Origin of the sequence: Croceibacterium segetis (assembly GCF_011320115.1) — a bacterium.
Taxonomy (GTDB): Bacteria; Pseudomonadota; Alphaproteobacteria; order Sphingomonadales; family Sphingomonadaceae; genus Croceibacterium_B; species Croceibacterium_B segetis.
In genome coordinates this window covers 1-22,895 of sequence record NZ_JAANOZ010000018.1, presented here as the reverse complement: position 1 = coordinate 22,895, position 22,895 = coordinate 1, and the positions used below count along the sequence as shown (strand labels likewise).

The 22,895-nt window shown below is 66.2% G+C and carries 26 protein-coding genes; 10 read left to right on the top strand and 16 right to left on the bottom strand.

What is annotated here, in order from left to right; translation table 11 throughout:
• The first annotated feature begins 1 nt into the window (after position 1).
• Positions 2-985 carry a cobaltochelatase subunit CobS gene (cobS, locus tag G7B69_RS14920; protein WP_166180711.1) on the top strand — a complete coding sequence of 328 codons (984 nt, stop codon included), beginning with the start codon at positions 2-4 and terminating at the stop codon, positions 983-985.
• A 9-nt stretch (positions 986-994) separates the two neighbouring features.
• Here cobS and G7B69_RS14915 read toward each other — a convergent pair whose 3' ends face one another.
• On the bottom strand, positions 995-1,744 hold the full coding sequence (locus G7B69_RS14915) for a sensor histidine kinase (RefSeq protein ID WP_243415212.1): 750 nt from the start codon (positions 1,742-1,744) through the stop codon (positions 995-997).
• 212 nt (positions 1,745-1,956) lie between these two features.
• Between G7B69_RS14915 and G7B69_RS14910 the strand changes: the two genes are divergently transcribed.
• The 3 genes from G7B69_RS14910 to G7B69_RS14900 all read left to right on the top strand — a co-directional run bounded on the left by G7B69_RS14910 (position 1,957) and on the right by G7B69_RS14900 (position 5,398).
• Positions 1,957-2,208, top strand: a complete 252-nt coding sequence (locus G7B69_RS14910) for a hypothetical protein (RefSeq protein WP_166180706.1) — start codon at positions 1,957-1,959, stop codon at positions 2,206-2,208.
• A 100-nt stretch (positions 2,209-2,308) separates the two neighbouring features.
• The gene (locus tag G7B69_RS14905; protein WP_243415210.1) at positions 2,309-3,097 is read left to right on the top strand and encodes a COG4705 family protein; all 789 of its coding nucleotides are present in this window, start codon (positions 2,309-2,311) and stop codon (positions 3,095-3,097) included.
• 78 nt (positions 3,098-3,175) lie between these two features.
• Positions 3,176-5,398, top strand: coding sequence for a transglycosylase domain-containing protein (locus G7B69_RS14900; protein ID WP_166180784.1), 2,223 nt, complete (start codon positions 3,176-3,178; stop codon positions 5,396-5,398).
• On the opposite strand, the gene truA is transcribed toward G7B69_RS14900, so the two are convergent.
• On the bottom strand, positions 5,343-6,089 hold the full coding sequence (truA, locus tag G7B69_RS14895; protein ID WP_166180702.1) for a tRNA pseudouridine(38-40) synthase TruA: 747 nt from the start codon (positions 6,087-6,089) through the stop codon (positions 5,343-5,345). The two genes, G7B69_RS14900 and truA, sit on opposite strands and share 56 nt — an antisense overlap.
• A complete protein-coding gene (gene fmt / locus G7B69_RS14890) occupies positions 6,086-6,991 on the bottom strand; it encodes a methionyl-tRNA formyltransferase (protein WP_166180700.1) in 906 nt (301 codons plus the stop codon). The genes truA and fmt overlap by 4 nt, the downstream gene beginning before the upstream one ends.
• 44 nt (positions 6,992-7,035) lie before the next feature.
• Here fmt and recR point away from each other — a divergent pair, with 44 nt between their 5' ends.
• Together recR and G7B69_RS14880 are read left to right on the top strand one after the other, a co-directional pair.
• The gene (recR, locus tag G7B69_RS14885) at positions 7,036-7,632 is read left to right on the top strand and encodes a recombination mediator RecR (protein ID WP_166180698.1); all 597 of its coding nucleotides are present in this window, start codon (positions 7,036-7,038) and stop codon (positions 7,630-7,632) included.
• Positions 7,629-7,865: a hypothetical protein gene (locus tag G7B69_RS14880; RefSeq protein WP_166180696.1), complete on the top strand. Its 237-nt coding sequence runs from the start codon at positions 7,629-7,631 to the stop codon at positions 7,863-7,865. Before recR ends, G7B69_RS14880 begins: the two co-directional genes overlap by 4 nt.
• Here the strand turns inward: G7B69_RS14880 and G7B69_RS14875 are convergent.
• Positions 7,862-8,245: a nuclear transport factor 2 family protein gene (locus G7B69_RS14875; RefSeq protein WP_166180694.1), complete on the bottom strand. Its 384-nt coding sequence runs from the start codon at positions 8,243-8,245 to the stop codon at positions 7,862-7,864. The two genes, G7B69_RS14880 and G7B69_RS14875, sit on opposite strands and share 4 nt — an antisense overlap.
• 93 nt (positions 8,246-8,338) lie before the next feature.
• Between G7B69_RS14875 and def the strand changes: the two genes are divergently transcribed.
• Positions 8,339-8,905, top strand: coding sequence for a peptide deformylase (def, locus tag G7B69_RS14870; RefSeq protein WP_166180692.1), 567 nt, complete (start codon positions 8,339-8,341; stop codon positions 8,903-8,905).
• Between the two features lie 6 nt (positions 8,906-8,911).
• Here the strand turns inward: def and G7B69_RS14865 are convergent, their stop codons facing one another.
• From G7B69_RS14865 to G7B69_RS14845, 5 genes are all read right to left on the bottom strand, one after another.
• Positions 8,912-9,412, bottom strand: coding sequence for a hypothetical protein (locus G7B69_RS14865; RefSeq protein ID WP_166180690.1), 501 nt, complete (start codon positions 9,410-9,412; stop codon positions 8,912-8,914).
• Positions 9,413-9,501: 89 nt separating this feature from the next.
• Entirely contained in the window at positions 9,502-9,942 is a 441-nt protein-coding gene (locus G7B69_RS14860; RefSeq protein ID WP_166180688.1) for a four-helix bundle copper-binding protein, read from the bottom strand.
• A 55-nt stretch (positions 9,943-9,997) separates the two neighbouring features.
• A complete protein-coding gene (locus tag G7B69_RS14855) occupies positions 9,998-11,284 on the bottom strand; it encodes a L,D-transpeptidase family protein (protein ID WP_166180686.1) in 1,287 nt (428 codons plus the stop codon).
• Positions 11,285-11,621: 337 nt separating this feature from the next.
• Entirely contained in the window at positions 11,622-12,020 is a 399-nt protein-coding gene (locus tag G7B69_RS14850; RefSeq protein WP_166180684.1) for a hypothetical protein, read from the bottom strand.
• A gap of 159 nt (positions 12,021-12,179) precedes the next feature.
• Positions 12,180-13,850 carry a formate--tetrahydrofolate ligase gene (locus G7B69_RS14845; RefSeq protein WP_166180682.1) on the bottom strand — a complete coding sequence of 557 codons (1,671 nt, stop codon included), beginning with the start codon at positions 13,848-13,850 and terminating at the stop codon, positions 12,180-12,182.
• Positions 13,851-14,068: 218 nt separating this feature from the next.
• On the opposite strand from G7B69_RS14845, the gene G7B69_RS14840 reads away from it, so the two are divergent.
• Positions 14,069-15,418: a DNA recombination protein RmuC gene (locus G7B69_RS14840; protein ID WP_423717956.1), complete on the top strand. Its 1,350-nt coding sequence runs from the start codon at positions 14,069-14,071 to the stop codon at positions 15,416-15,418.
• Entirely contained in the window at positions 15,415-16,134 is a 720-nt protein-coding gene (locus G7B69_RS14835; RefSeq protein WP_166180680.1) for a hypothetical protein, read from the top strand. Before G7B69_RS14840 ends, G7B69_RS14835 begins: the two co-directional genes overlap by 4 nt.
• On the opposite strand, the gene G7B69_RS14830 is transcribed toward G7B69_RS14835, so the two are convergent.
• The 7 genes from G7B69_RS14830 to G7B69_RS14800 form a co-directional block, all read right to left on the bottom strand.
• Positions 16,112-16,927 (bottom strand): TrmH family RNA methyltransferase, encoded by an 816-nt coding sequence (locus G7B69_RS14830; protein ID WP_166180678.1) that lies wholly within the window; start codon positions 16,925-16,927, stop codon positions 16,112-16,114. The genes G7B69_RS14835 and G7B69_RS14830 overlap by 23 nt on opposite strands.
• A gap of 10 nt (positions 16,928-16,937) precedes the next feature.
• Positions 16,938-17,213, bottom strand: a complete 276-nt coding sequence (locus tag G7B69_RS14825) for an HPr family phosphocarrier protein (RefSeq protein ID WP_166180676.1) — start codon at positions 17,211-17,213, stop codon at positions 16,938-16,940.
• A 9-nt stretch (positions 17,214-17,222) separates the two neighbouring features.
• A complete protein-coding gene (locus tag G7B69_RS14820) occupies positions 17,223-17,627 on the bottom strand; it encodes a PTS sugar transporter subunit IIA (protein ID WP_166180674.1) in 405 nt (134 codons plus the stop codon).
• A gap of 73 nt (positions 17,628-17,700) precedes the next feature.
• Entirely contained in the window at positions 17,701-18,624 is a 924-nt protein-coding gene (gene rapZ, locus G7B69_RS14815) for an RNase adapter RapZ (protein WP_166180672.1), read from the bottom strand.
• 39 nt (positions 18,625-18,663) lie between these two features.
• Positions 18,664-19,083: an HPr kinase/phosphorylase gene (locus tag G7B69_RS14810; RefSeq protein ID WP_341479200.1), complete on the bottom strand. Its 420-nt coding sequence runs from the start codon at positions 19,081-19,083 to the stop codon at positions 18,664-18,666.
• On the bottom strand, positions 19,080-20,642 hold the full coding sequence (locus tag G7B69_RS14805; RefSeq protein ID WP_166180670.1) for a sensor histidine kinase: 1,563 nt from the start codon (positions 20,640-20,642) through the stop codon (positions 19,080-19,082). The genes G7B69_RS14810 and G7B69_RS14805 overlap by 4 nt, the downstream gene beginning before the upstream one ends.
• A complete protein-coding gene (locus G7B69_RS14800) occupies positions 20,635-21,390 on the bottom strand; it encodes a response regulator transcription factor (RefSeq protein WP_166180668.1) in 756 nt (251 codons plus the stop codon). Before G7B69_RS14800 ends, G7B69_RS14805 begins: the two co-directional genes overlap by 8 nt.
• Before the next feature lie 253 nt (positions 21,391-21,643).
• Here G7B69_RS14800 and G7B69_RS14795 point away from each other — a divergent pair.
• On the top strand, positions 21,644-22,895 hold a 1,252-nt coding region (locus G7B69_RS14795), incomplete at its 3' end, for a phosphoenolpyruvate carboxykinase (ATP) (protein WP_166180666.1).

Here is a 22,895-nt window from a genome sequence, read left to right as displayed (position 1 = left end):
GATGAATGAAATGACCTCTACCCACGGCGAATCCGGCACCCTGATGGCGGCGCCTGACACCGAAGTCGACGTTCGCAAGACGTTCGGCATCGACACCGACTGGAAGGTTCCCGCCTTCTCGAAGGCAGACGAGCGTGTCCCCGACATCGACGATGCCTACGTGTTCGATCCGGACACCACGCTCGCGATCCTCGCCGGCTTTGCGCACAACCGCCGGGTGATGATCCAGGGCTATCACGGCACCGGCAAGTCGACCCACATCGAGCAGGTGGCTGCGCGCCTCAACTGGCCGTGCATCCGCATCAACCTCGATGCACACATCAGCCGCATCGACCTGGTCGGACGCGACGCTATCGTGCTGCGCGACGGCTTGCAGGTCACCGAGTTCCGCGAAGGCTTGCTGCCGTGGGCGCTGCAGCATCCTGTGGCGCTCGTGTTCGACGAATACGACGCAGGTCGGCCGGACGTGATGTTCGTCATCCAGCGCGTGCTCGAACAGTCGGGCAAGCTGACCCTGCTCGACCAGAACCGGGTGATTCGGCCGAATCCGTGGTTCCGCCTGTTCTCGACCGCCAATACGGTCGGCCTCGGCGACACCAGCGGGCTCTATCACGGAACCCAGGCGATCAATCAGGGCCAGATGGACCGCTGGAACATCGTCACCGCGCTCAATTACCTGCCGGCGCCGGTCGAACTCGAGATCGTCAAGTCAAAGACCAAGATCGCCGACAAGACCATCGCCGACATGATCCGCGTCGCAGAACTGACACGCCAGGGGTTCATCGGCGGCGACATCTCGACCGTGATGAGCCCGCGAACGGTGATCACCTGGGCACAGAACGCCGAAATCTTCGGCGACGTCGGCTTCGCCTTCCGCGTGACCTTCCTCAACAAGTGCGATGAGGCCGAGCGGATGCTGGTGGCGGAATACTACCAGCGCGTGTTCGGTGACGAGCTGCCCGAAAGCGTCGTCGCCAAGGCGTAACGGCAATGCCTATGCTGCGCGAGCGCGGCTCGTGCGCGACGGCACCCGCAGCTTGAAGCGCAGGCCGACAGGGCCGGAATCGAAGCTTGTCTGGGCGCCCAATTGCTGTGCCAGGGCGCGAATCGTCCTTGCCCCGGTGCCACCGTCGGCCTGCGGGTCGAATCCCTCGGGCAGGCCGACGCCATCGTCGGCTATCTCGACGATCAGCGACCCGTCGCATTCTTCCCGGCAGCCGACGAAGATCTTGCCCGGAACCTTGGTCGGATGCGCGTACTTCAGGGAGTTGGTGACCACCTCGGTGACGATCAGGCACAGCGGAACGACCTCGCGCACCGCGACGAAGCACTCGCCGACACCGATTCTCACCAGCTTGGCGCGTTGCGGATCGCTTAGGGCCGAAAGCAGGGTTTCGCTCAGTCGGTACAGGTGATCGTTGAGCTCTAGGCAATCGGCGCCGGGCTTGTCGGAGAGAAAGCGGTGCAGCCAGGCGATGGCCAGGATCTTGGCGCTGACATCGCCGAGAATCAGCGACACCTCATCGTGGCTAAGGTGCTGCTGCCGGCGAGAGACGTCTGACGCCCGAATGCGGACCGCGCTCGCCAGAATGGCAAGATTGTTGGAAATCCGGTGATTGGCTTCGGAACTGGAGACATTCGGCTCGACAGACGGAAGCGATCCGGGTTGCGAGTCCCGGACTTCACCCGCGTGGAGGAAATCCCGATGTGCCATGAAGCGCGTTGCTTTATCAGTATTTGACATGATGTGCAAGTTTATTGCATTTGTCAGCGGGTATATGGAATATTACAATAGAACCCATGTTGAGTATTCCAATACTATTGCGCCGCTTGCACAACGGAACCAAACCGCGACGAATGTGTAAAATGAGTAAGTGACGTCTCATGGCGCCTCTCTGGATGCTGCGCGGTCACGCAGGCCGCGCCGTTTGGAGAGCGAGATCAGGAGGAAGAAGCTTGAGCGAGTTGATGCGCGAGCAGCGTTTGCAAATCATGCTCACCGAGGATGAACTGTCGGCGATCGACGATTGGCGGTTTGCCCGCCGCATGCCGACCCGAGCTGCCGCCGTGCGCGAGCTGCTCAAGCGAGGCCTTGCCGCCGAAGGTTTCACTTCTGCCGCGGCTCGCGAGAAGTCCCAGGATTTCGGTGTGGTCGCGGGCCGAGAGGCGCACAAGAACGGCGACGGCCAAGGCGACGGGACGTCGTAGCTTTTCATCGGCGCGGGGAGCTAAAGCGATCCGATAGGCTGGCGATTCGGCAGTCGGGCTCACGGGAGTATCGCGAATGGACGGCGCGGCACGAGGCGCGATGACCAAAGTGCCTGCGGTCACGCTGGGATTCTGGATCATCAAGATTCTCGCCACCACGCTCGGCGAAACCGGCGGCGACGCCGTTTCGATGAGCTGGCTGGGCGAGACCACGCCGGAGGCAGGGCAGGGCGGTTTCAACGGCTATCTAGTCGGCAGCGCGATCTTCGGAGCGCTGCTGATCGTGCTGGTGTGGGCCCAGATCGGCGCGCGCAAGTTCAATCCGTGGCTCTACTGGGCGACGATCGTCGCCTCGACCACCGCGGGCACGACGCTGGCCGACTTCGCCACACGGTCGATCGGCATCGGCTATGCCGGCGGCTCCGCGCTGCTGCTCGCGCTGGTGCTGCTGTCGCTGTTGGCCTGGTATCGGGCCACCGGAACGATCTCCGTCAGGAGCGTCGTCAGCCCGCGTGAAGAGACGTTCTACTGGGTGACGATTACTTTCTCGCAGACCCTCGGCACAGCGCTCGGCGACTGGATCGCGGACTCGAGCTTCGGCTATGGCGGCGGCGCGCTGTTCTTCGGCGCACTGCTGGCGATGGTCGCTGCAGCTTACTTCTGGACCCGTCTCGGCCACGTGCTGCTGTTTTGGATCGCCTTCATTCTCACTCGTCCGCTTGGCGCAACGATTGGCGATTTCCTCGATAAACCGCTTGCCGATGGTGGCCTATCGCTCAGTCGGCCGCTCGCCTCGATGGTACTGGCGGTGGCGATCGTCGCTCTGGTCCGGCTGATCCCGCAACGGCCGGGCGAGCACCCAGGACATGGCGGCTCGAACGCAGCCTAAGCCATTTCCCGTTCAGCGCTTGATTTCTAAACGGCGTTCGCCAAACTGTGTTACGGAGTTAAAACAGTACCGATGCGGATGTTCTGGGATCGATCTGGCAAGCAGAAGGGTGGCGCTGGCCCGTCGGGGGAAGCGACCGAGCCGACGTTCTATTCGCTGCAGGATGCGCCCGGCGACCGCTGGGCGGCGCGGCTCGAGCAAATCGACCGCTATCTCGGCGCTAACAAGCCTCCCGAGTCGAAGCCAGACGCTCCCCAATCGGATCAGCCGCAGAAGAAGCGCAGCCGCTGGTGGTGGATCAGCCGCGGCTTCGCGACGTTCTTCGGCTTGTTCGTCCTCACCGTGCTGTGGCTGGCAATCACCGCGCCGTTGTCGAAGTCGCTGCAGCCGATCGCGCCGCCCGAGGTCACGCTGCTTGCGGCCGACGGCACGCCGATCGCGCGCAACGGCGCGATCGTCGACAAGCCAGTGCGGGTGTCGAAGCTGCCGCCGCATGTGGTCCATGCGTTCATCGCGATCGAGGATCGGCGGTTCTATCACCACTGGGGCGTCGATCCGCGCGGGATCGCCCGCGCCGCGTGGAGCGACCTGACCACCGGGCGCACCCAGGGCGGCAGCACGATCACCCAGCAGCTGGCCAAGTTCACGTTCCTCTCGCCCAAGCAGACGCTCGGCCGCAAGGCGCGCGAGGCGCTGATCGCGTTCTGGCTCGAGGCCTGGCTGACCAAGGACGAGATCCTCGAGCGCTACCTTTCAAACGCCTACTTCGGCGATAACACTTATGGCCTGCGCGCCGCCTCGCTGCATTACTTCTATCGCCAACCGGAAAAGCTGACGCCGGGTCAGGCGGCGATGCTCGCGGGGCTGCTTCAGGCGCCGTCGCGGTACGCTCCGACCGACAACTTCAAGCTGGCGCGCCAGCGGATGCGCACCGTGTTGTCGGCCGAAGTGGCGGCCGGCTACATGACAGCCGCGCAAGCTCGGCGGACCCCCACGCCCCAGCTCGACGTCCGCCCCAACAACGATCTTCCAACCGGGACCTACTTCGCCGATTGGGCGCTGCCGCAGGCGCGTCAGCTGAGCGACGTCGGCTACTCGCGTCAGACGCTGCGGACTACGCTCGACTCGCGCCTGCAGGGCATTGCCCGGCGCGTGATCGAGCGCGCGCCGCTTGGAGGCGCGCAAGTCGCGTTGGTGGCGATGCGGTCTAATGGCGAAGTCGTGGCGATGGTCGGCGGCAAGGACTATGAAAAGTCGCCGTTCAATCGCGCCACGCAGGCGCAAAGGCAGCCCGGATCCACGTTCAAGCTGTTCGTCTACCTCGCCGCGTTCGAGAAGGGCATGACGCCCGACAGCACGATCGACAACAGCCAGTTTCAGCAGGGCTCATACCGGCCGAAGAACGCCAGCGGCAGCTATTCCGACCGGATCACGCTCGAGGACGCCTTCGCCCGCTCGAGCAACGTTGCTGCGGTGCGGCTGCTGCAGACTGTCGGCGACGACGCGGTGATCGCAGAAGCCAAGAAGCTCGGCGTCGATTCGCCGCTGGCGCACGGGGACCCGAGCCTTGCCCTCGGCACCTCCACGATGACGCTGCTCGAACTGACCAGCGCCTACGCCGGAGTGGCGGCCAACAAGTTCCCGGTCGAACCGCGTGCGTTTCCAGCGGAAGAGGAGGGCTGGTTCGATTGGCTGTTCGCCGAGCGTCACCGCCTCTCCGGTACCGAGCACGACGAGATCGAGCAGCTGCTGGCGCGCACCGTCAGCGAAGGGACCGCTCGCGCTGCCAGGCTGCCAGTCCCGAGCTTCGGCAAGACCGGCACGACGCAGGACAACCGCGACGCGCTGTTCGTTGGCTACGCCGGTGACCTCGTCGTCGGGGTGTGGATGGGCAACGACGACAACACGCCCTTGAAAGGCGCCCACGGTGGCGGAGTGCCGGCGCAGATCTGGCACGATTTCATGGTCCAGGCGCTCAAGCTCGCACCTGCTCCGCGCCCGGTGCGCCCGAGTCCGTCGCCCAACCCCGAGGGTCCGGTTCAGCCGCAGGACGTGCCGGACCTGCGGGATATCCCCCTCGGCGACGGCGACACGAACCTGCAGATCCACGACGACGGGGCCACGATCACGACCCAGATCAACGGCGTGCCGGTGACGCTGGGGATCGATCGCAACGGGGTGCGCGTGCAGCCGACAGGCAAGCTACCGACGCCGTCACCGACGCCGCCGCCGACGTTCGATCAGGTCATTCGTCCGGATAGAGTGCCCGCACGAAATACAGGCCCTCAGCCGGAGCGTTGAGGCCGAGCGCGGCGCGGTCCCTGGCCGCCAGCGCCTCGGGGACCTGTTCCTCGCGCCATTGCCCCTGGCCGACCAGCGCAAGGGTGCCGACCATCGAGCGGACCTGGTGATGAAGGAAGCTGCGCGCCGCGGCCTCGATTATGACGCGCTCGCCCTCGCGCCGGACATCGAGCCGGTCGAGCGTCTTGACCGGATCGTTCGCCTGGCAATGCGCGGAGCGGAATGTGGTGAAGTCGTGGTGTCCGACGAGCGCCTGAGCCGCGCGGTGCATGGCGTCGGCGTCGAGTTCGCGGGCGATGTGCCAGGCGCGACCGCGCTCGAGCGTCAGCGGCGCGCGGCGGTTGACGATGCGGTATTCGTATTGCCGCCCGACGCATGAGAAGCGCGCGTGCCAATCGTCCGGCTTCACCTCGCAGGCGAGCACGGCGATAGGGTCGGGCCGCAGGTGGGCGTTGACCGCTTCCATCAGCCGGAACGGCTCGATCGCCTTGGCGATGTCGACATGGCTGCGCATCGCCAGCGCGTGAACGCCGCTGTCGGTTCGTCCGGCGCTGTGCATCGTCACTGTCTCGCCAGTGACCGCGTGGACCGCCGCCTCGAGCGCCCGCTGCACGCTCGGCCCGTGATCCTGCCGCTGCAGGCCCATGAACGGGCCGCCATCGAATTCAAGCGTGAGCGCAAAGCGGGTCACCTGAGCACGGTTCCTGCCGGCACGGGCTTGCCGCGCAGGAAGTCATCGGCGCCCATCGCCGGCTTGCCGGCGCGCTGGACTGTCAGGAGGCGAAGCGCCGCCTGGCCGCAGGCGATTGTCAACTCGTCATCGAGCACCGTGCCATCGGCCCCGTTCACGCCGATGGTACGGGCACGCAAGACCTTTATCCGTTCGCCGTCGAGTTCGAACCAGGAACCGGGGAACGGAGCAAAGGCGCGTACTTCGCGCTCGATCAGCTCGGCGGGCTTGCTCCAGTCGATCCGTGCCTCGACCTTGTCGATCTTGGCCGCGTAGGTCGCCCCTAGCTCGGGTTGCGGCTGCGGCTTGATCTGATCGAGTTGGGCGACGGTTTCGACCAGCAGGCGAGCGCCGATCTCGGCGAGTTCGGCGTGCAGCTCGCCGCTGGTCTTGTCCTCGATAGGCACCCGCGCGCTCGCCAGCATCGGCCCCGTGTCGAGGCCCGCTTCCATCCGCATGATCGTCACGCCGGTCACATTATCGCCCGCGAGGATCGATCGCTGGATCGGTGCCGCCCCCCGCCAGCGTGGCAGCAAGCTGGCGTGGACGTTGAGGCAGCCGCGCTTGGGCCCTTCGAGGATCGGCGTGGGCAGGATCAGGCCATAAGCGACGACCACCGCCAGCTCGGGCTCGAGCGCGAGGAAATCGGCCTCCGCCTCGAGATCGCGCAGGGTGATGGGGTGGCGCACCTCGATCCCCAGCTTTGCGGCGGCGAGCTGCACTGGCGACTTGCGATCCGCCTTGCCGCGGCCCGCGGGACGGGGCGGCTGAGTGTAGGCCGCGACGATCTCGTGCCCGGCCTCGTGCAACGCCAGGAGCGTGGGGACCGCGAACTCGGGCGTGCCCATGAAGACGATCCGCATTGCCACCCTTCCTAAGCGCCCGCCATGGCCCTATCTGCCGGCCCATGGCATCGCAAGAGATCGAGGCGCTCAGCGCCGCGCTCGCCCGCCTTCCGGGGCTCGGCCCGCGTTCGGCTCGGCGCGCTGTGCTGTGGCTGGTCAAGCGCCGCGAAACCGCGCTCGGGCAGCTGCTCCAGGCGCTCACCGCGGTGCAGGACACGCTGGTCGAGTGCCACGTCTGCGGCAACGTCGATACCCGCGACCCGTGCGGCATCTGCGCCGATCCTCGCCGCGACGCTCGTCAGCTGTGCGTGGTTGAGGATGTCGCCGACTTGTGGGCGCTCGACCGGGCCAAGCTGTTCACCGGCCGCTACCATGTGCTCGGTGGGAGGCTGTCGGCACTGGAGGGCATTCGCCCCGAGGATCTCAGCATCGGCAGGCTGATCGAGCGGGTAGCGCAGGGCGGTATCGACGAAGTCGTTCTGGCCATGAACGCCACCCTCGAAGGCCAGACGACGGCGCACTACCTCGCCGAACGGCTTGAGGCATATCCGGTACGGATCACCCAGCTCGCCCACGGGCTGCCGGTCGGCGGCGAGCTCGATTACCTCGACGAGGGCACGCTTGCGCAGGCGTTGCGGGCGCGCCGGCCGGTCGGATGAAGCGCGGCTGGATCGTCGGCGGCTGGCTGTTCGCGCTGGTAGCGTCGGCGATTCCGTCGCTATGGATGGCCGGCGACCTTGCGGACCGAAATCCGCTGGGGATCTACGTCGACGAAGGCGGCGCCTACACACCGCAGCTCTACTGGCAGTTTTTCAAATGGTGGCTGCCGATCGCCGGCGCGGCCAGCGCGCTGGCGCTCGCCTGCATGTTACTCAATCGGCCTTCCGATTAAGCCGTCTCGAGGATAGTCTCGGTGTGCAGCGCGCATTTCCACGCGCGGCCGTCCTTCACCCACGCGGTGCTGTCGGCGCACTCCATGTCCATCGGTTTGCCCTTGAGCTCGCCCTTCTGGTGGACCTTGTAGGCGACCACGGCGGTGTCCTCGGCCGGGAAGATCACCTTCAGGTCGCTGAACTCGAAGGTGTCGAGCGTCCATTGGCCGTCCTTCATCATCGTCTTGTACTTGCCAGGATCGATCCGCATCGTGCCGCTCGGACCGGTGATCAGGCACTCGTCGGCGATCATCGCTGCGGCGGCGCCGGTGTCCTTGTCGACCAGCGCCTTCCAGAACCGGGTCTCCAGATCGACGATGGTTTGCGTGCTGTCGGCCATGGCGCTCTCCTTTACCCGGGTTAACCGTCGCAAACCCCGCGAGGTTCCGCGCGTTCACTTGTCGTTACGGCGCGAAATGCTTATCTTTAGCGCATGGCTATCCGTGAAATCCTCGAAGTGCCGGATCCCCGGCTGAAAACCGTTTCCACACGCGTCGAGACGTTCGACGACGGGCTCAAGGCGCTCGCCGCCGACATGTTCGAGACGATGTACGCCGCGCGCGGCATTGGTCTGGCGGCCATTCAGGTTGGCGAGCCGATCCGCCTACTGGTGATCGATCTGCAGGAGCCCGACGAGGACGCGGAGCCCGAGGACTGCGATCACGGCGGGCATCACCACACCCACCAGCCGGTCAAGCACGACCCGCGCGTGTTTGTGAACCCCGAGATCATCGATCCGGCCGAGGAGCTGTCAACTTACCAGGAAGGCTGCCTCTCGGTCCCCGAGATCTATGCCGACGTCGACCGCCCGAAGGCGTGCCGCGTTCGCTGGCAGGACCTTGAGGGCAAGGTCCACGAGGAGGACATGGAAGGGATGCTGGCCACCTGCATCCAGCACGAGATGGACCACCTCGAAGGCGTGTTGTTCATCGACCACCTGAGCCGCCTCAAGCGCTCGATGGCGCTCAAGAAGCTCGAGAAACTGCGCAACGCTGCCTGAGGCTGCTCAGGAGTCCTCCAGCGCCTGCCCAGCCAGCACGGCCGGATCGCTCGCCAGTTTGTGGAGGTACTTGCGTCGCTCGAGGCTGCCCACTGCCAATGTCTTTAGCTGGTGGGCCTGGCCTTTGGTTAGCCTGAACCTTGTGTAGCCCCGATCTGTCAGGCAGCGCTCCAGCTCGTGCCGCATGATGGTTCCTGCGCGGTTCCACTGAACGTCCGGCGGAGCGAGCCGCAACGCCCGTTCGACATCGTCGTAGCCGTTCTGGTTGGTGATCATCCGCGATGCCAGAACGAGCGCCTCGGCCGGTGCCGTGCCTGACAGGTCGGTAGCCGCGGCCGTGTGGCCGCACTCGCTGGCGTCGATCCAATATTCCTCGAGCGAAACACCGGCCTTGCCCCAGCTGGTCTGGTATTCGGGCCTGACCCGACCGGCGCTTGCCGGCGAGGCGAGGAGCGGGAATGCCGTGGTTGCGGCGACGAAGGCGGAGATCACGAGCGTTCTGCGCACGGAGACAGGCTCCCTCGACTGGCGACAGGCCGCCATACCATAAATGCGCGCGCGGAGGCAAAACGCTCGGCGCTTCGAATTATGCTGCCTCAAGCGGCGCCGTGCTCGAAGTGGCTGACCTGCCCGTCGGCGTGGACCTCGTCGTTCAGACTCTCCAGTGCGCGTCGGCAATCCTCGGCGCATTCTTGGCACATCTGCGCGCAGCGGCGGCAATGCGCGTTGTCGTGCCTGGCGCACTCGGCCTCGCAAATCTCGCAGGCGTGGACGCAGGTCGCCAGCATCGTGCGGATCAGTTGCCGGTTGTCGCCGGTCCGGCGGGTGGCGACGCGATAGGTCGCCTCGCACACGTCCGAGCAGTCCGAGCACGTGCGGATGCACTGGCGCATGTCCATTTCTTCGGCCGAGCAGGCATCGGCGCAGGAATTGCAGATTGCCGCGCAATACATCGCGTGCTTGACCGCCCGGCCGAGCGCCTCGTTGTAGTCCGATCCGACTTGCGGATGCTCGGAAATCATCTTCTCGATCGACATGCGAATGCTCCTTCCTTCGGGAAAGGAGCGCGGAAGCGCGAGGTTGGTTCCGCCGTTAGTCGAGCGCTGCGAGCGTTTGCCGGTCGTGGGCGTAAGGATCGCTGCTGACTGCGATCCGGTCCCCGTCCGGGTGTGCCGTCAGGTAGGTGATATAGAGCGGCACCGGTTGCGGCAGGTCAACCTTCTGCTCGGGAGCGCCCTTGGAGATGGCGGCGAGATCGCCCCCCAGCAACCAGCGGCCGAGCCGGTTGGCGTCTTCCAGCCGAATGCAGCCGTTGCTGAGCTGGCGCACATCCTTCTCGAGAAGGTCTTTCTCCGGGGTGTCGTGGAGATAGATGCCGTAAACGTTGGGGAACTCGTACTTGACCTTGCCCATCGAGTTGATCGGGCCGGGAAGCTGCCGAACGTGAGGCTCTATGTCGCCGCGCTGTACAGCGTGCCAGTCGATTGAATTCGGGTCGAGCGCAGCGGCGTCGGGTTCCCAGCCGTCAACCACTTCGTAGCCCTGGCGCTTCATGTACCGCGCGCCCTGCGACAGCATGTTCCTGGCAATCAGGCTGCGCACCAGGTTGTCCGGTACGTTCCAATACGGGTTGGTCACAGCGTAGCGCACGTAACCGGCGTAGATCGGCGTTTGGGTGACGGCCTTGCCGACGATGACCCGCATCGTGTCGACGACGCGGTCGCCTTCGTACATCGACAGGGTGGCATTGGCGGCGTCGATGAGGATGTATCGATCGGCCGGATGCGCCGGAATGTCGCGGATGCGGGCGAGGTTGGCCACCGCCACCTGCCGCTCGGAGGGACCGGCCGCCCCTTCGGCGACGAGGCGACGCAGCGGCGCGTAGAGCGGATGCATCCAGCGCATGTCGTGGATGTATTCGGCGAGCGAGGGCGCCTTTGCCGCTTCGGAGAGAGTATAATAGGTTCCAAGCGTGTGCGGACGTAGCGTGGCCGCTTCGTAAGTCATGCCCGAAGGGGCGGGCTTCCGCAGCGCCGCGACGTAATCGGCGAAACTCTGGGAAAGCCGAACCTCGGCATCGATCAGCGCCGCCGGAGTGGGGGTAGCCTGCGCCTGGCTTACCGCCTGGGCAAGCTCCGAGGCATGGAGCGCGGCGGGGTCGAGCCCATCGGCGTCGGCCGTCTGCACCAGCTTGACGAGTTCCAGCGCGGCAGGATCGAACGTGCCGTCGGCGCGGGTCCACATTGGAGCGCTGCGATAGGCGTAAAAGCTTTTCAGCTCGCCGGTGGCGTGCGAGGCGAGCTGTTCCTGGAAGGTGGGTACGTGCACCGCTACCGGCGGCGGGGCAGCCTTCTTCTTGGCGAATGCCGGCTGCGACAACGCGACTGAAAGGGCCAGAGGCAGGAAGACGGCCGTTCGGCCTACACGAGAGAGCGACATACCTTTCAAACCGGCGATTCCCCTATCCGTTCCATGAGCCTGAAGACCTCGAAGCCCATAAAAATAATCGCAGGAGGTTCCTTAACGTCGGGTGAGTCTCGGCAAAATTCGCCAATAGCCACAATCGTTCCTAACGAAAGTTAGGGACAGGCAATCCTGAACATCGCGGCGCCGCAAGAAAAGCGCGGTTGCCATGATCTGCCATTCAATAGCCGCGGACGATGTGCGCTTCCAAACAGACGACGTTCCGGATGCGCTTGCAAAGATTCCGCCAAAGTCAGGACTGGACGCGGCTGAACAACTCTTGCAGGGCCCGGGCCATCCATTGCTCGTCGAGCTCTTCGAAGGCGACCGACAGAGGCGGACCGCTGGCCAGCGAATAGCGGCTGCGGTCAATCGGTTGGGCTTCGAGAACGGCCCGGCCGGTCTCCACGCGCATGGCAACCGCCATTACGCGATTGGCGTGGACCTTGAGCACGAAGCGTTTGACGTCGCGCGTCGCGCCTTCCTCGGTGAATTCGAACTCGCCGCGCTTCTCCAGCGCCGCATGGGCGAACGCCACCAGCCGCGCCAGCACCGGGCCGACGTTGCGCTCCCACTGCAGACGTTCGAACAAGGCGCCGTCGACCACGCTCGAGAGGCGGTCGCATTCGATTTCGAAGTTGTTCTGGGGCACGCGGGTTCGTTTCGATGCTGGACCCGGGTCGGCTGACGGGTCGCGGTGATCTCGCCGTACGCGCGAGACCTTAACGAGTGGCCCTGCGCCGCGGGCACAAAGCAGAAGCGCCGCCCCTTTCGGAGCGGCGCTTCGGGTTTCGTCTGGCGATCTCGGATCCTAGAACAGCCCTTCGATCTGGCCGTTCTCGTCGAGATGAATCGCTTCCGCGCTCGGCACCTTGGGCAGGCCGGGCATGGTCATGATGTCGCCGCAGATGGCGACGACGAAGCCGGCGCCGGCCGAGAGGCGCACCTCGCGCACTGGCACCGTGTGGTGCACCGGCGCGCCGAGCTGAGTCGGGTCGGTGGTGAAGCTGTACTGGGTCTTGGCCATGCACACCGGAAGGTGGCCGAAGCCGGCGTCTTCCCACGCCTTGAGCTGGTCGCGGACCGACTTGTTGGCGATCGCCTCGTCGGCGCGGTAAATGCGCGTGGCGATGGTGTTGATCTTTTCGAACAGCGGCATCTCGGCGGGGTAGAGCGGGGCGAACTGCGCGGCGCCGCTCTGGACCACTTCGACCACCTTGTTGGCCAGGGCCTCGGTCCCGGCGCCGCCGTTGGCCCAGTGCGTGCAAACGATCGCTTCGGTGCCGACTTCCGCCACCGCCTCCTGGATCACCTTGAGTTCGGCCTCGGTGTCGGTGACGAAGTGGTTGATCGCCACCACCGCCGGCACGCCGAACTGGCGCACGTTCTCGATGTGGCGCAACAGGTTGACCACGCCCTTCTTGACCGCGCCGGCGTCTTCCTTGCCGAGATCGGCCTTGGCCACCCCGCCGTTCATCTTGAGCGCGCGCACGGTGGCGACGATCACGCAGGCCGAGGGCTTGAGCCCGGCCTTGCGGCACTTGATGTCGAAGAACTTCTCGGCGCCGAGATCCGCGCCGAAGCCGGCCTCGGTCACCACGTAGTCGGCCAGCTTGAGCGCGGTCTTGGTGGCGGTCACCGAGTTGCAGCCGTGGGCGATGTTGGCGAACGGGCCGCCATGGATGAACGCCGGGTTGTTCTCGAGCGTCTGCACCAGATTCGGCTGGATCGCCGACTTGAGCAGCACGGTCATCGCGCCGTGCGCCTTGATGTCGCGCGCGGTCACCGCGCTCTTGTCACGGCGGTAGGCGACGATGATGTTGCCGATCGATTCCTCGAGGTCCTCGATCGACGTGGCGAGGCACAGGATCGCCATGATCTCGGAAGCCACGGTGATGTCGAACCCGGCTTCGCGCGGGTAACCGTTGGAAACGCCGCCGAGCGAGACGACGACCTGGCGCAGCGCGCGATCGTTCATGTCGAGCACCCGGCGCCAGGTCACCCGGCGAGTGTCGATGTCGAGCGCGTTGCCCCAGTAGATGTGGTTGTCGATCATCGCGCTAAGCAGGTTGTGCGCGCTGGTGATCGCGTGGAAATCGCCGGTGAAGTGGAGGTTGATGTCCTCCATCGGCACGACCTGGGCGTAGCCGCCGCCGGCCGCGCCGCCCTTCATCCCGAACGACGGCCCGAGCGAAGGCTCGCGCAGGCACACCACGGCGTTCTTGCCGATCCGGTTGAGTCCATCGGTGAGGCCGACCGAGGTGGTGGTCTTGCCTTCGCCCGCGGGAGTCGGGTTGATCGCGGTGACCAGGATCAGCTTGCCGTCTTCGCGGCCGGCTTGCTGCTTGATCCAGTCCATGGCGATCTTGGCCTTGGTGCGGCCGTATGGCTCGAGCGCGTCGTCGGGGATGCCCAGCCGCGCCGCGATCTCGCCGATCGGCTTCATCGTGGCTGCGCGGGCGATCTCGATATCGGTGGCCATTGGGCTTCCTCTTCCGTTGTGGGGCTCGGCAACGTTTCACTTACGCGAAAATTTCGCGAGTCCGAAATTGTAAGCACCCCATACAATCGGCAGGGGGCGAATCTCAAGGGTGATTCTGGCGTGCGGTCAGCCGCTGCCGGTGGAGGGCTCCCGCAGCGGGGTTGTGCGCGCGCGTTCGGCCCGATAGGTTCGCGCTTCGTTCCAGAAGGGCCGTTCGCATGGACATCACCGCCGTCATTCTCATCCTCGTCGCGCTCGCGGGTGGCGCGCTGGTCGGCTGGTTGCTCGGTTCGCGCCCGGCGGCCGACTGGAAAGCGCGCCATGCCGAGCGCGAGGAGGAACTCAAGCGGGCGGTCAGCGAGCTCGGCGACGCCCGGATCGAGCTCGCCACGCTCAAGGCCAATGCGGAGAATTTCGACAGGCAGATTCAGCAGCTCAACGAGGCGCGCGAGCATCTGCTCGCGCAGTTCAAGGCCGCCGGCGGCGAAGTGCTCTCGAAGGCGCAGGAGGAATTCCTAAAGGCGGCCGCCGAGCGCTTCGGCCATGCCGAGCAATCGAACAAGGAAGCGGTCAAATCGCTGCTTGAGCCGGTCCACCAGCGCCTCAAGAGCTACGAGGAGCAAGTCGCCAATCTCGAAGCCAAGCGGGTCGACAGCTTCGGCCAGCTCACCGGCCTGATCGAGAACATGCGCGCCGGCCAGGAAGCGATCCGGCAGGAAGCGGCGCGGCTCGGCAATTCCCTGACCAACGCGCCCAAGGCCCGGGGGCGCTGGGGCGAGCGCGCGTTGCAGAACGTCCTCGAGCAATGCGGCCTGGCCGAGCACACCGATTTTCACCTCGAACACTCGCTCGACACCGAAGAGGGCCGCCTGCGCCCAGATGCGATCGTCAACGTGCCCGGCCAGAAGAAGCTGGTGATCGACGCCAAAGTCTCGCTCAACGCCTACCAGGCCGCCTTCGAGGCCGACGACGAGGAGGAGCGCAAGCGGCACCTGGCGCTTCACGCCAAATCGATGCGCGGCCATGTGCAGACGCTCGGCGCCAAGAGCTACCAGAGCCAGTTCGAGGACGCGCCGGACTACGTGGTGATGTTCGTCCCCGGCGAGCATTTCGTCGCCGCCGCGCTCGAAGCCGATCCCGAGCTATGGGACTTCGCTTTCGAGAAGCGGGTGCTGCTGGCCACGCCGACCAATCTCGTCGCGATCTGCCGCACGGTGGCACAAGTCTGGCGGCAGGACGGGCTGGCGCGGGAGGCGCAGGAGATCGGCCGGATGGGCGCGGAACTATACGAACGGCTACGCACCGCCGCCGAGCATCTCAAGCGCGTGGGCGGCGGGCTCGAAACGGCGGTCAACAATTACAACAAGTTCGTCGGCAGCTTCGAGCGGAATGTCCTTTCCTCCGGCAAGCGGCTGGCCGAAAAGGGGGTCGATATCGGCAAAGCCGAAATTCCCGACGTGCCCCTTGTCGAAAGCGCGCCGCGCTATACAGGTGGCGACGAGGAAGAACCTGCGCCCGTCCGCCTGGTGGCCGGGACCCGGGTCGAGGAGACTGGCGAGAGCGGATGACTGGACGGCTGTGGACCTCGATCGCGCTCCCGCCGCTGCTGCTGTCGGCCGCAGCGTGCGATCGTCACAAGGCGCCCTCCGACAAGCTCGCGCAATCCGCTTCGGAGCTGGTCGGGGCCAAGGAGCCCGAGCCGGCACCGCTCGCCCAGGGTCCCTATGCTCCGCGCGACACCTGTCACGACTTGCCGGGCGCCGAGGAATTCCGCGAGAAGCTGGCCGAGGCGGTGATGGCCCGCGACAGCAGCGCGTTCGTTGCGCTCGCCGCCGAGGACATCAAGCTCGACTTCGGCGGCGGCACCGGCCGCGCCGAGCTGAAGAAGCGGCTCACCAGCAAGGACTGGATGTTGTGGGATGAGCTCGACGACCTGCTCGCCCTCGGCTGCGCGGCCAACAGCCAGGGCGGGCTGACGATTCCGTGGTATTTCGAGCAGCACATCGACAAGGTCGACCAGACGAGTGGAATGCTTGTCGTTGGAGAGAAAGTGCCGCTGCTGGCCGCGCCCGATCCCAAGGGCAAGCCCATCGAGGCGATCTCCTGGGATGTCGTGACGCTCAACACGCTCAAGCCCGACGATCCGTTCCAGCATGTCACCACGCTCGGCGAGGCCAAGGGTTACATCGCGACCGAAAAGCTGCGCAGCCTGCTCGATTACCGCCTGCTGGCTAGCCGCCGCAACGGCAAGTGGAGCGTGGTCAGCCTCGTTTCGGGGGACTGAGCGAGGACAGCGCCTCGTAAGCCAGCACCGCGCCCGCAATTGCCGCATTGAGGCTGTCGGCGCGACCGCGCATTGGAATCGTCACCCTGAGATCGCAGGCGGCTTCGTATTCCTCCGGCAGTCCGCGCGATTCGTTGCCGACGAGGATGAAGCACGGCGCCTGGTACGGCGCGCCACGATAGGGCACCGCATCGCGCAGGCTGGCGGCTACGAGCTGGCCTTCGTCCTGGCGCAACCAGGCAATGAACTCGCCCCACGGCGCCTGGGCGATCGCTTGCGTGAACACCGCGCCCATGCTCGCCCGCACGGCCTCGGCGCTGAACGGGTCGGCGCACTCGTCGATCAGGATCAGCCCGCCGGCGCCGGCGGCGTCGCCGGTGCGCAGCATCGTGCCGAGGTTGCCGGGATCGCGCAGCGCCTGCGCCACCAGCCAGATCGGCGCGGCCGTGCGGTCGAGCGCGGCGAGCGAGGTGTCGAATTCGGCGAATACGCCGAGCACGGCCTGCGGGTTGTCCTTGCCGGTGATCTTGGAAAGAATCTCGGGGCTGGTTTCGAGAATCTCGCCACCGGACCTGTCGATTTCGGTCGCCAGCGCTTCGAGCAGCGGATGCTCGTCGCGCCGGTCGGCCATCACCAGCATCTCGGGCAAGCGGCCGCTTTCGCGGGCGTCGGTCAGCAGCCGCAAGCCTTCGGCGAGAAACTTGCCTTCGCGCTTGCGGTGCTTCTTGTCGCGCAAGCTGCGCAGCAGCTTGACGGTCGGGTTGGAGAAACCGGTGATCGTGCGGCGGGTCACGGAAGCGACCCTAGTCCTCGCCGAAGCGGCCCGCGACCAGCGCGACCAGCTCTTCGAGCCGCGCCTCGGCCTGGTCACCCTCGACGGCGATCTCGATCGTATCGCCCTTGGCCGCGCCGAGCATCATCAGGCCGAGGATGGAGGTTCCTCCGGCGCTCGACCCGTCCTTGGTGACGGTGATCCTGGCGCCTTCCATCAGCGCCGCCGCACCGACGAACTTGGCACTTGCCCGCGCATGCAGGCCACGCTTGTTGCAAATCGTGACCGTCTGCTTCGCTGCCGTCATGCGGAAGCCTTACGCGTCCTGTCCCAGATACTCCGAGGCGACCGTGATGTAGTTGCGCCCGGCTTCGCGCGCGGCGGTAACCGCGGCGGTCAGGTCCATGTCCTTGCGTGCGCCGGCCAGCCGGATCAGCATCGGCAGGTTGATCCCCGCGATCACCTCGGTCTTGCCCGCCTTGAGCAGCGAGATCGCCAGGTTCGACGGCGTGCCGCCGAACAGGTCGGTGAGGATCACCGCGCCTTTGCCGCTGTCGACGCGCTTGATCGCGTTGGCGATCTCGCGCCGGCGCGCCTCCATGTCATCGTTGGGGCCGATGCAGATTGTCGCCACGTCGGGCTGTTCGCCGACAACGTGCTCCATGGCATGGACGAATTCCTCGGCCAGACGGCCGTGGGTCACCAGGATCATTCCGATCATGTGGTCAGGTTACTCTCGAAATCTTTCGATTCTGCCCTAAACGGCAGGCAAGGACGGGGCGCATACTCCCAATTCACGGCTGATGCGACCCCTCAATCGCCCCGGCTGCGCGCGAGCCGAGGTTCCGGTGCAGCACGGTCGGCGAAAAGCCGCCATCGCGCAAGGCCGCGGCGACCTTTTCCGCCATGAACACAGACCGGTGTCTCCCTCCGGTACAGCCGAAGGCGATGTTGACGTAGGTCTTCCCTTGCGCTGCGTAGCGCGGGAGCAGGTCGATCAGCAGCTCGCAGATGCGGCCGAAATTCTCCTCGAACGCCGGATCCTTGACGATGTGCTGGCCGACTGGCTTGTCCAGCCCGGTCAGCTCGCGCAGCTCGGGCTGCCAGTGCGGGTTGTCGAGAAAGCGCATGTCGAACACCAGATCGGCCGCCGGCGGCACCCCGCGGGCGAACCCGAAGCTCGAGATGGTCACGGTCATCTGCCCGCTCGACTGGCCGGCGAAGTGCTGGCGGATAACCTGCCGCAGCTCGTTCGACGAAAAGCGCGTGGTGTCGATCAGCACGTCGGCCCAGCGCCGCAGAGGGGCGAGCAGCTCGCGCTCGGCGAGCACGCCGATGTCGACCGGCACGTCCTGCGCCAGGTGGTGGCGGCGGCGGGTTTCGTCGAACCGCCGCTGCAGCTCGGCGGTCGAGCAGTCGAGGAACAGCGTGGTGACTTCGAGGTCGGCGCGCGCGCTCAACTGTTTGACCCGTTCGATCACTCGGTCCGGCGAAAAGCCGCGCGTGCGGGAATCGAAGCCGATCGCCAGCGATGGGGCCTCGCCGTCCCCCCGCTCGCCTTCGCGCCCGATCAGGCGGCCGAGCAAGCGGATGGGAAAGTTGTCGACCGCTTCCCAGCCGATGTCTTCGAGCTCGTGCAGCGCGGTTGTCTTTCCGGCGCCGAGCATGCCGGTGACCAGCAGGATGCGCTGGCGGTCGGTGGGAGATTCGCTCGCCATGGGATTTTCTTGCGCGTTCGCCCGGCGAAAGGGAAGGGCTCAGGCCAAACCGTAGGTTTTCAGGGCATATTCGGCGAGCAACGGCAGGATCGGGCTGGCTGGATCGAGGGCGACGAGCGGCAGCGCGTGGCCGGCAAGCCCGGCCTGGTCTGGGCTGTCGATGAAGCGCGGCGCGGCGGCGTCGAGGCGGATCACAAGGGCCAGCGGTGCCGACACGGCCGGCAGGCGGACCAGGCCGACGTTGCGGACCTCGATCAGGCCGGCGATGTTCGGCGGCGGCACAGCCCACAAGCGGTCGCCGCGGTCTTCGAGCGTCACCCCGTCGTCGCCGATCAGCACGGCGCCGCGGTCGATCGATGCCAGCGCCAGGCTCGACTTGCCGCTGCCGGGCGGGCCCTCGATCAGCACGCCGCGTCCGTCGATCGCGACGCAAGTGACGTTGGCGAGTATTGTGCTCACGCTGCCGGCAGGGTCAGCACCAGGCACGCGCCGGGGCCATGCTCGGGATCGCGCACGATCAGCGTCCCGTCGTGCGCTTCGGCGATGGTTCGGCCGATGGCCAGGCCGAGCCCGCTGTGATCGCCGAAGTCCTCTGCCTCGGGCCGCAACGAATTGAAGCGGGTGAATACCTTCTCGCGCGCTTCCGCGGGAATGCCGGGGCCCTGATCGCACACCGAGGTTTCAACGGTCTCCTCGTCGCGGACGACCGACACGATGATGGCGCCGTTTTCGGGCGAGAACGAGACCGCGTTGTCGAGCAGGTTCTCGATCACCCGCTCGAGCCTGAGCGGCACGCCGAGCACCACCGCCGAGCCGCCACCGCGCGCCAGCTCGATCCGGCAGGTGCCGTTCTCGCCGCGCGCCTCGCGCCGCTCGATGACGTTGGCCACCAACCGGGCGAGATCGACCGGCTCGAACGTCGCCCGGCTCAGCTCGGCGTCGATACGGCTGGCTTCGGAGATCTCGCTCACCAGCCGGTCGATGCGCCGGACGTCGTGCGCGGCAATCTGGGTCAACTGCTTGCGCAGCTCGGGGTCCTCGACTTTCCCGAGCGAGTCGATCGCGCTGCGCAGGCTGGCGAGCGGGTTCTTGATCTCATGCGCGACGTCGGCGGCAAAGCTTTCGACCGCGTCGATGCGGTGGCGCAGCGCCCCGGTCATGTCGGCAACGGCGCGCGCGAGCAAACCGATCTCGTCGTGCCGCTCGGGCAGCCGCGGAACCTCGATCTCGCGCCCGCGGCCGAGGCGCACGCGGATCGCCGCGCGCGCGAGCGTGCGCAGCGGGGTGACGATCGTCCGCGCCATGAACAGCGAGAGCATGATCGAGATGAGCAGCGCGAGGCCGACCGCGATTCCCAGCGTGCTGCGCGCCTCGCGGACTTTCTGGGTGATGTCGATCGCGTTGCGCGTCGTCAGCAGCGTCGTACCCGCCAGGCCCACCGGCGCGGCGGCGTTGATCACCGGCGTGCCGTCGGGCGCGTCGCGCAGCTCGATCTGGGTGAGGCGCTCTTCACGCGCGCGGCGCAGCTCGGGCCAGGCGTCGGCGCGCGGTGCGTTGGGCTCGACGTAGTCGGGGATCGGCTCGGCCCCGACGATGGTGTCGACCGCCCGGTCGAGCCAGCGCGAAAACCTGCCCCGCCAGGTCTCGGCGCCGATCTGGCCGAGCTGGAACGCCGGCTTGTCGAGCGCGAAGCTGTCGGCGGTGAGGCGGCCCTGGGGATCGAAGATGCGCAGCCGCATGTGCTGCTCCTTGCCGATCTGGGTCAGCACCGCGTCCTGCCGCTCGCGCGTCGCGCCGGCGAGGGCCTCAGCGGTGATCTGCGCCTCGATCCGGGCGAGCTTGTAGCGTTCCGAGAGCAGCTGCTTGCGATAGGAATCGAGATAGAAGATGCCGCCGCCGAGCAATGCCAGCGGCAGGAGGTTGACCGCCAGGATCCGCGGGGTGAGCGAAAGCCGGCTCGACCAGCGTCCCGGGTGGGAGAGAAAGTCGGGCCGGCGGCGCGGCGCCCTTTCAGCCATCGGAGAAGCTGTAGCCGGCGCCGTAGAGCGTTTCGATCGCTTCGAACTGGGGATCGACCGCGCGGAACTTGCGGCGCAGGCGCTTGATATGGCTGTCGACCGTGCGATCGTCGACGAACACGTCGTCGGGATAGGCCGCGTCCATCAGCTGGTTGCGGCTCTTGATAACGCCCGGCCGGCTGGCCAGCGCCTCGAGGATGAGGAATTCGGTGACCGTCAGAGAAACCGTCTTGCCCGCCCAGGTGACGCGATGCCGCGCCGGGTCCATCGTCAGCCGGCCGCGCTCGATGACCGTCGCCTCGCCCGGCTGCGGATCGCCGCCCGGGCTCTGCGGCGGGCCGGCGCGGCGCAGGATTGCGCGGACGCGGGCGAGCAGCAGGCGCTGGCTGAACGGCTTGGTGATGTAGTCGTCGGCGCCGAGCGCGAGGCCGGCAGCCTCATCCTGCTCCTCGTCCTTGCTGGTGAGAAAGATCACCGGCAGGTCGGAATGCTCGCGCAACCGGCGGAGCAGCTCCATCCCGTCCATCCGCGGCATCTTGATGTCGAATACCGCCAGGTCGGGCGGGTTTTCGGCGAGCGCCTTGAGCGCCGCTTCGCCGTCGGAATAGACTCGCGTGGCGAAACCTTCGGCCTGCAGCGCGATCGACAGCGTGGTCAGGATGTTGCGGTCGTCGTCGACGAGGGCGATCGTGCGCCGGCCGTCGACGGCTGGCGGATCAGCGGCTTGCTGGGCGGGGTCACTGGCCATGGGAGCGGGCTCTGGCTTGCACCCGGAAGGGGTTACAGCTTTGCCCTTGCCGAGACAATCGGCTTGCGACCTCGCCGATTGTGCCAGCGGTAAACAATTGTTGTTGTTAAGGAATCCTGTTTGGTATCAAGATGCTTTGCCGCGCTGCAGGTGAGCCAAATTGACGCCGGGGACGGTGGCGACTATGCGCGAACGCAGGAGCTACCCCCGGCGCTGCCCGCCGGTTTTCGTCTATTATCGAGAGAGGCCTCGCGTGACCGTATCGCATACTGTTTCCCTCGCCGATCAGGGCATCTCGACCCGTGCCCAGATCAAGGCAAACCTCGGCACCGCCGCGCTCGTCGAAGAGGCGATCCGCAACCGCGAAGGCCACTTGGCGGCGCATGGTCCGCTGGTGGTCGAAACCGGCAACCACACCGGGCGCAGCGCCAAGGACAAGTTCATCGTCCGTGACGCCGAGACCGAGAACACCGTGTGGTGGGGCAAGGTCAACGTACCGATGACGCCGGAGCACTTCGCGGCGCTCAAGGAAGACTTCCTCAAGGCACTTGGCGAGAAGGACATGCTCTACGTCGCCGACCTGTTCGGCGGCTCGCAGCCCGAGCACCGCGTCAACGTGCGGGTCATCACCGAACTCGCCTGGCACAGCCTGTTCGTGCGCACCCTGCTGGTGCGCCCGACCCGGCACGAGCTGGCCCACTTCGCACCCGAATATACGATCATCGACCTGCCGAGCTTCCGCGCCGATCCCGCGCGCCACGGCTGCCGCAGCGAGACGGTGGTCGCGGTCAACCTGACCGAGAAGCTGATCCTCATCGGCGGCACCAAGTACGCCGGCGAGATGAAGAAGAGCGTCTTCGGCATCCTCAATTACCTGCTGCCAGTGAAAGGCGTGATGCCGATGCACTGCAGTGCCAATATCGGTTCCGACGGCAGGACCGCGGTGTTCTTCGGTCTCTCCGGCACCGGCAAGACCACGCTTTCGGCCGACGCCAGCCGCACGCTGATCGGCGACGACGAGCACGGCTGGTCGGATACCGCCGTGTTCAACTTCGAGGGCGGCTGCTACGCCAAGATGATCCGTCTTTCGCCCGAGGCCGAGCCCGAAATCTATGCCACCAGCCGGATGTTCGGCACGGTGCTCGAGAACGTGGTGATGAACCCCGACACCCGCGAGCTCGACTTCGACGACGCCAGCCTCGCCGAGAACAGCCGCGGCGCCTATCCGATCGAGTTCATTCCCAACACCTCGGCGGCGAACCTCGGCCCGGTGCCGTCCACGGTCGTCATGCTGACTGCCGACGCGTTCGGCGTGCTGCCGCCGATCGCGCGGCTGACGCCCGACCAGGCGATGTACCACTTCCTCTCGGGCTACACCGCCAAGGTCGCCGGCACCGAGATCGGCGTGACCGAGCCCGAGGCGACCTTCAGCACCTGCTTCGGCGCGCCATTCATGCCGCGCCACCCGTCGGTTTACGGCAACCTGCTCAAGGAACGCATCGCCA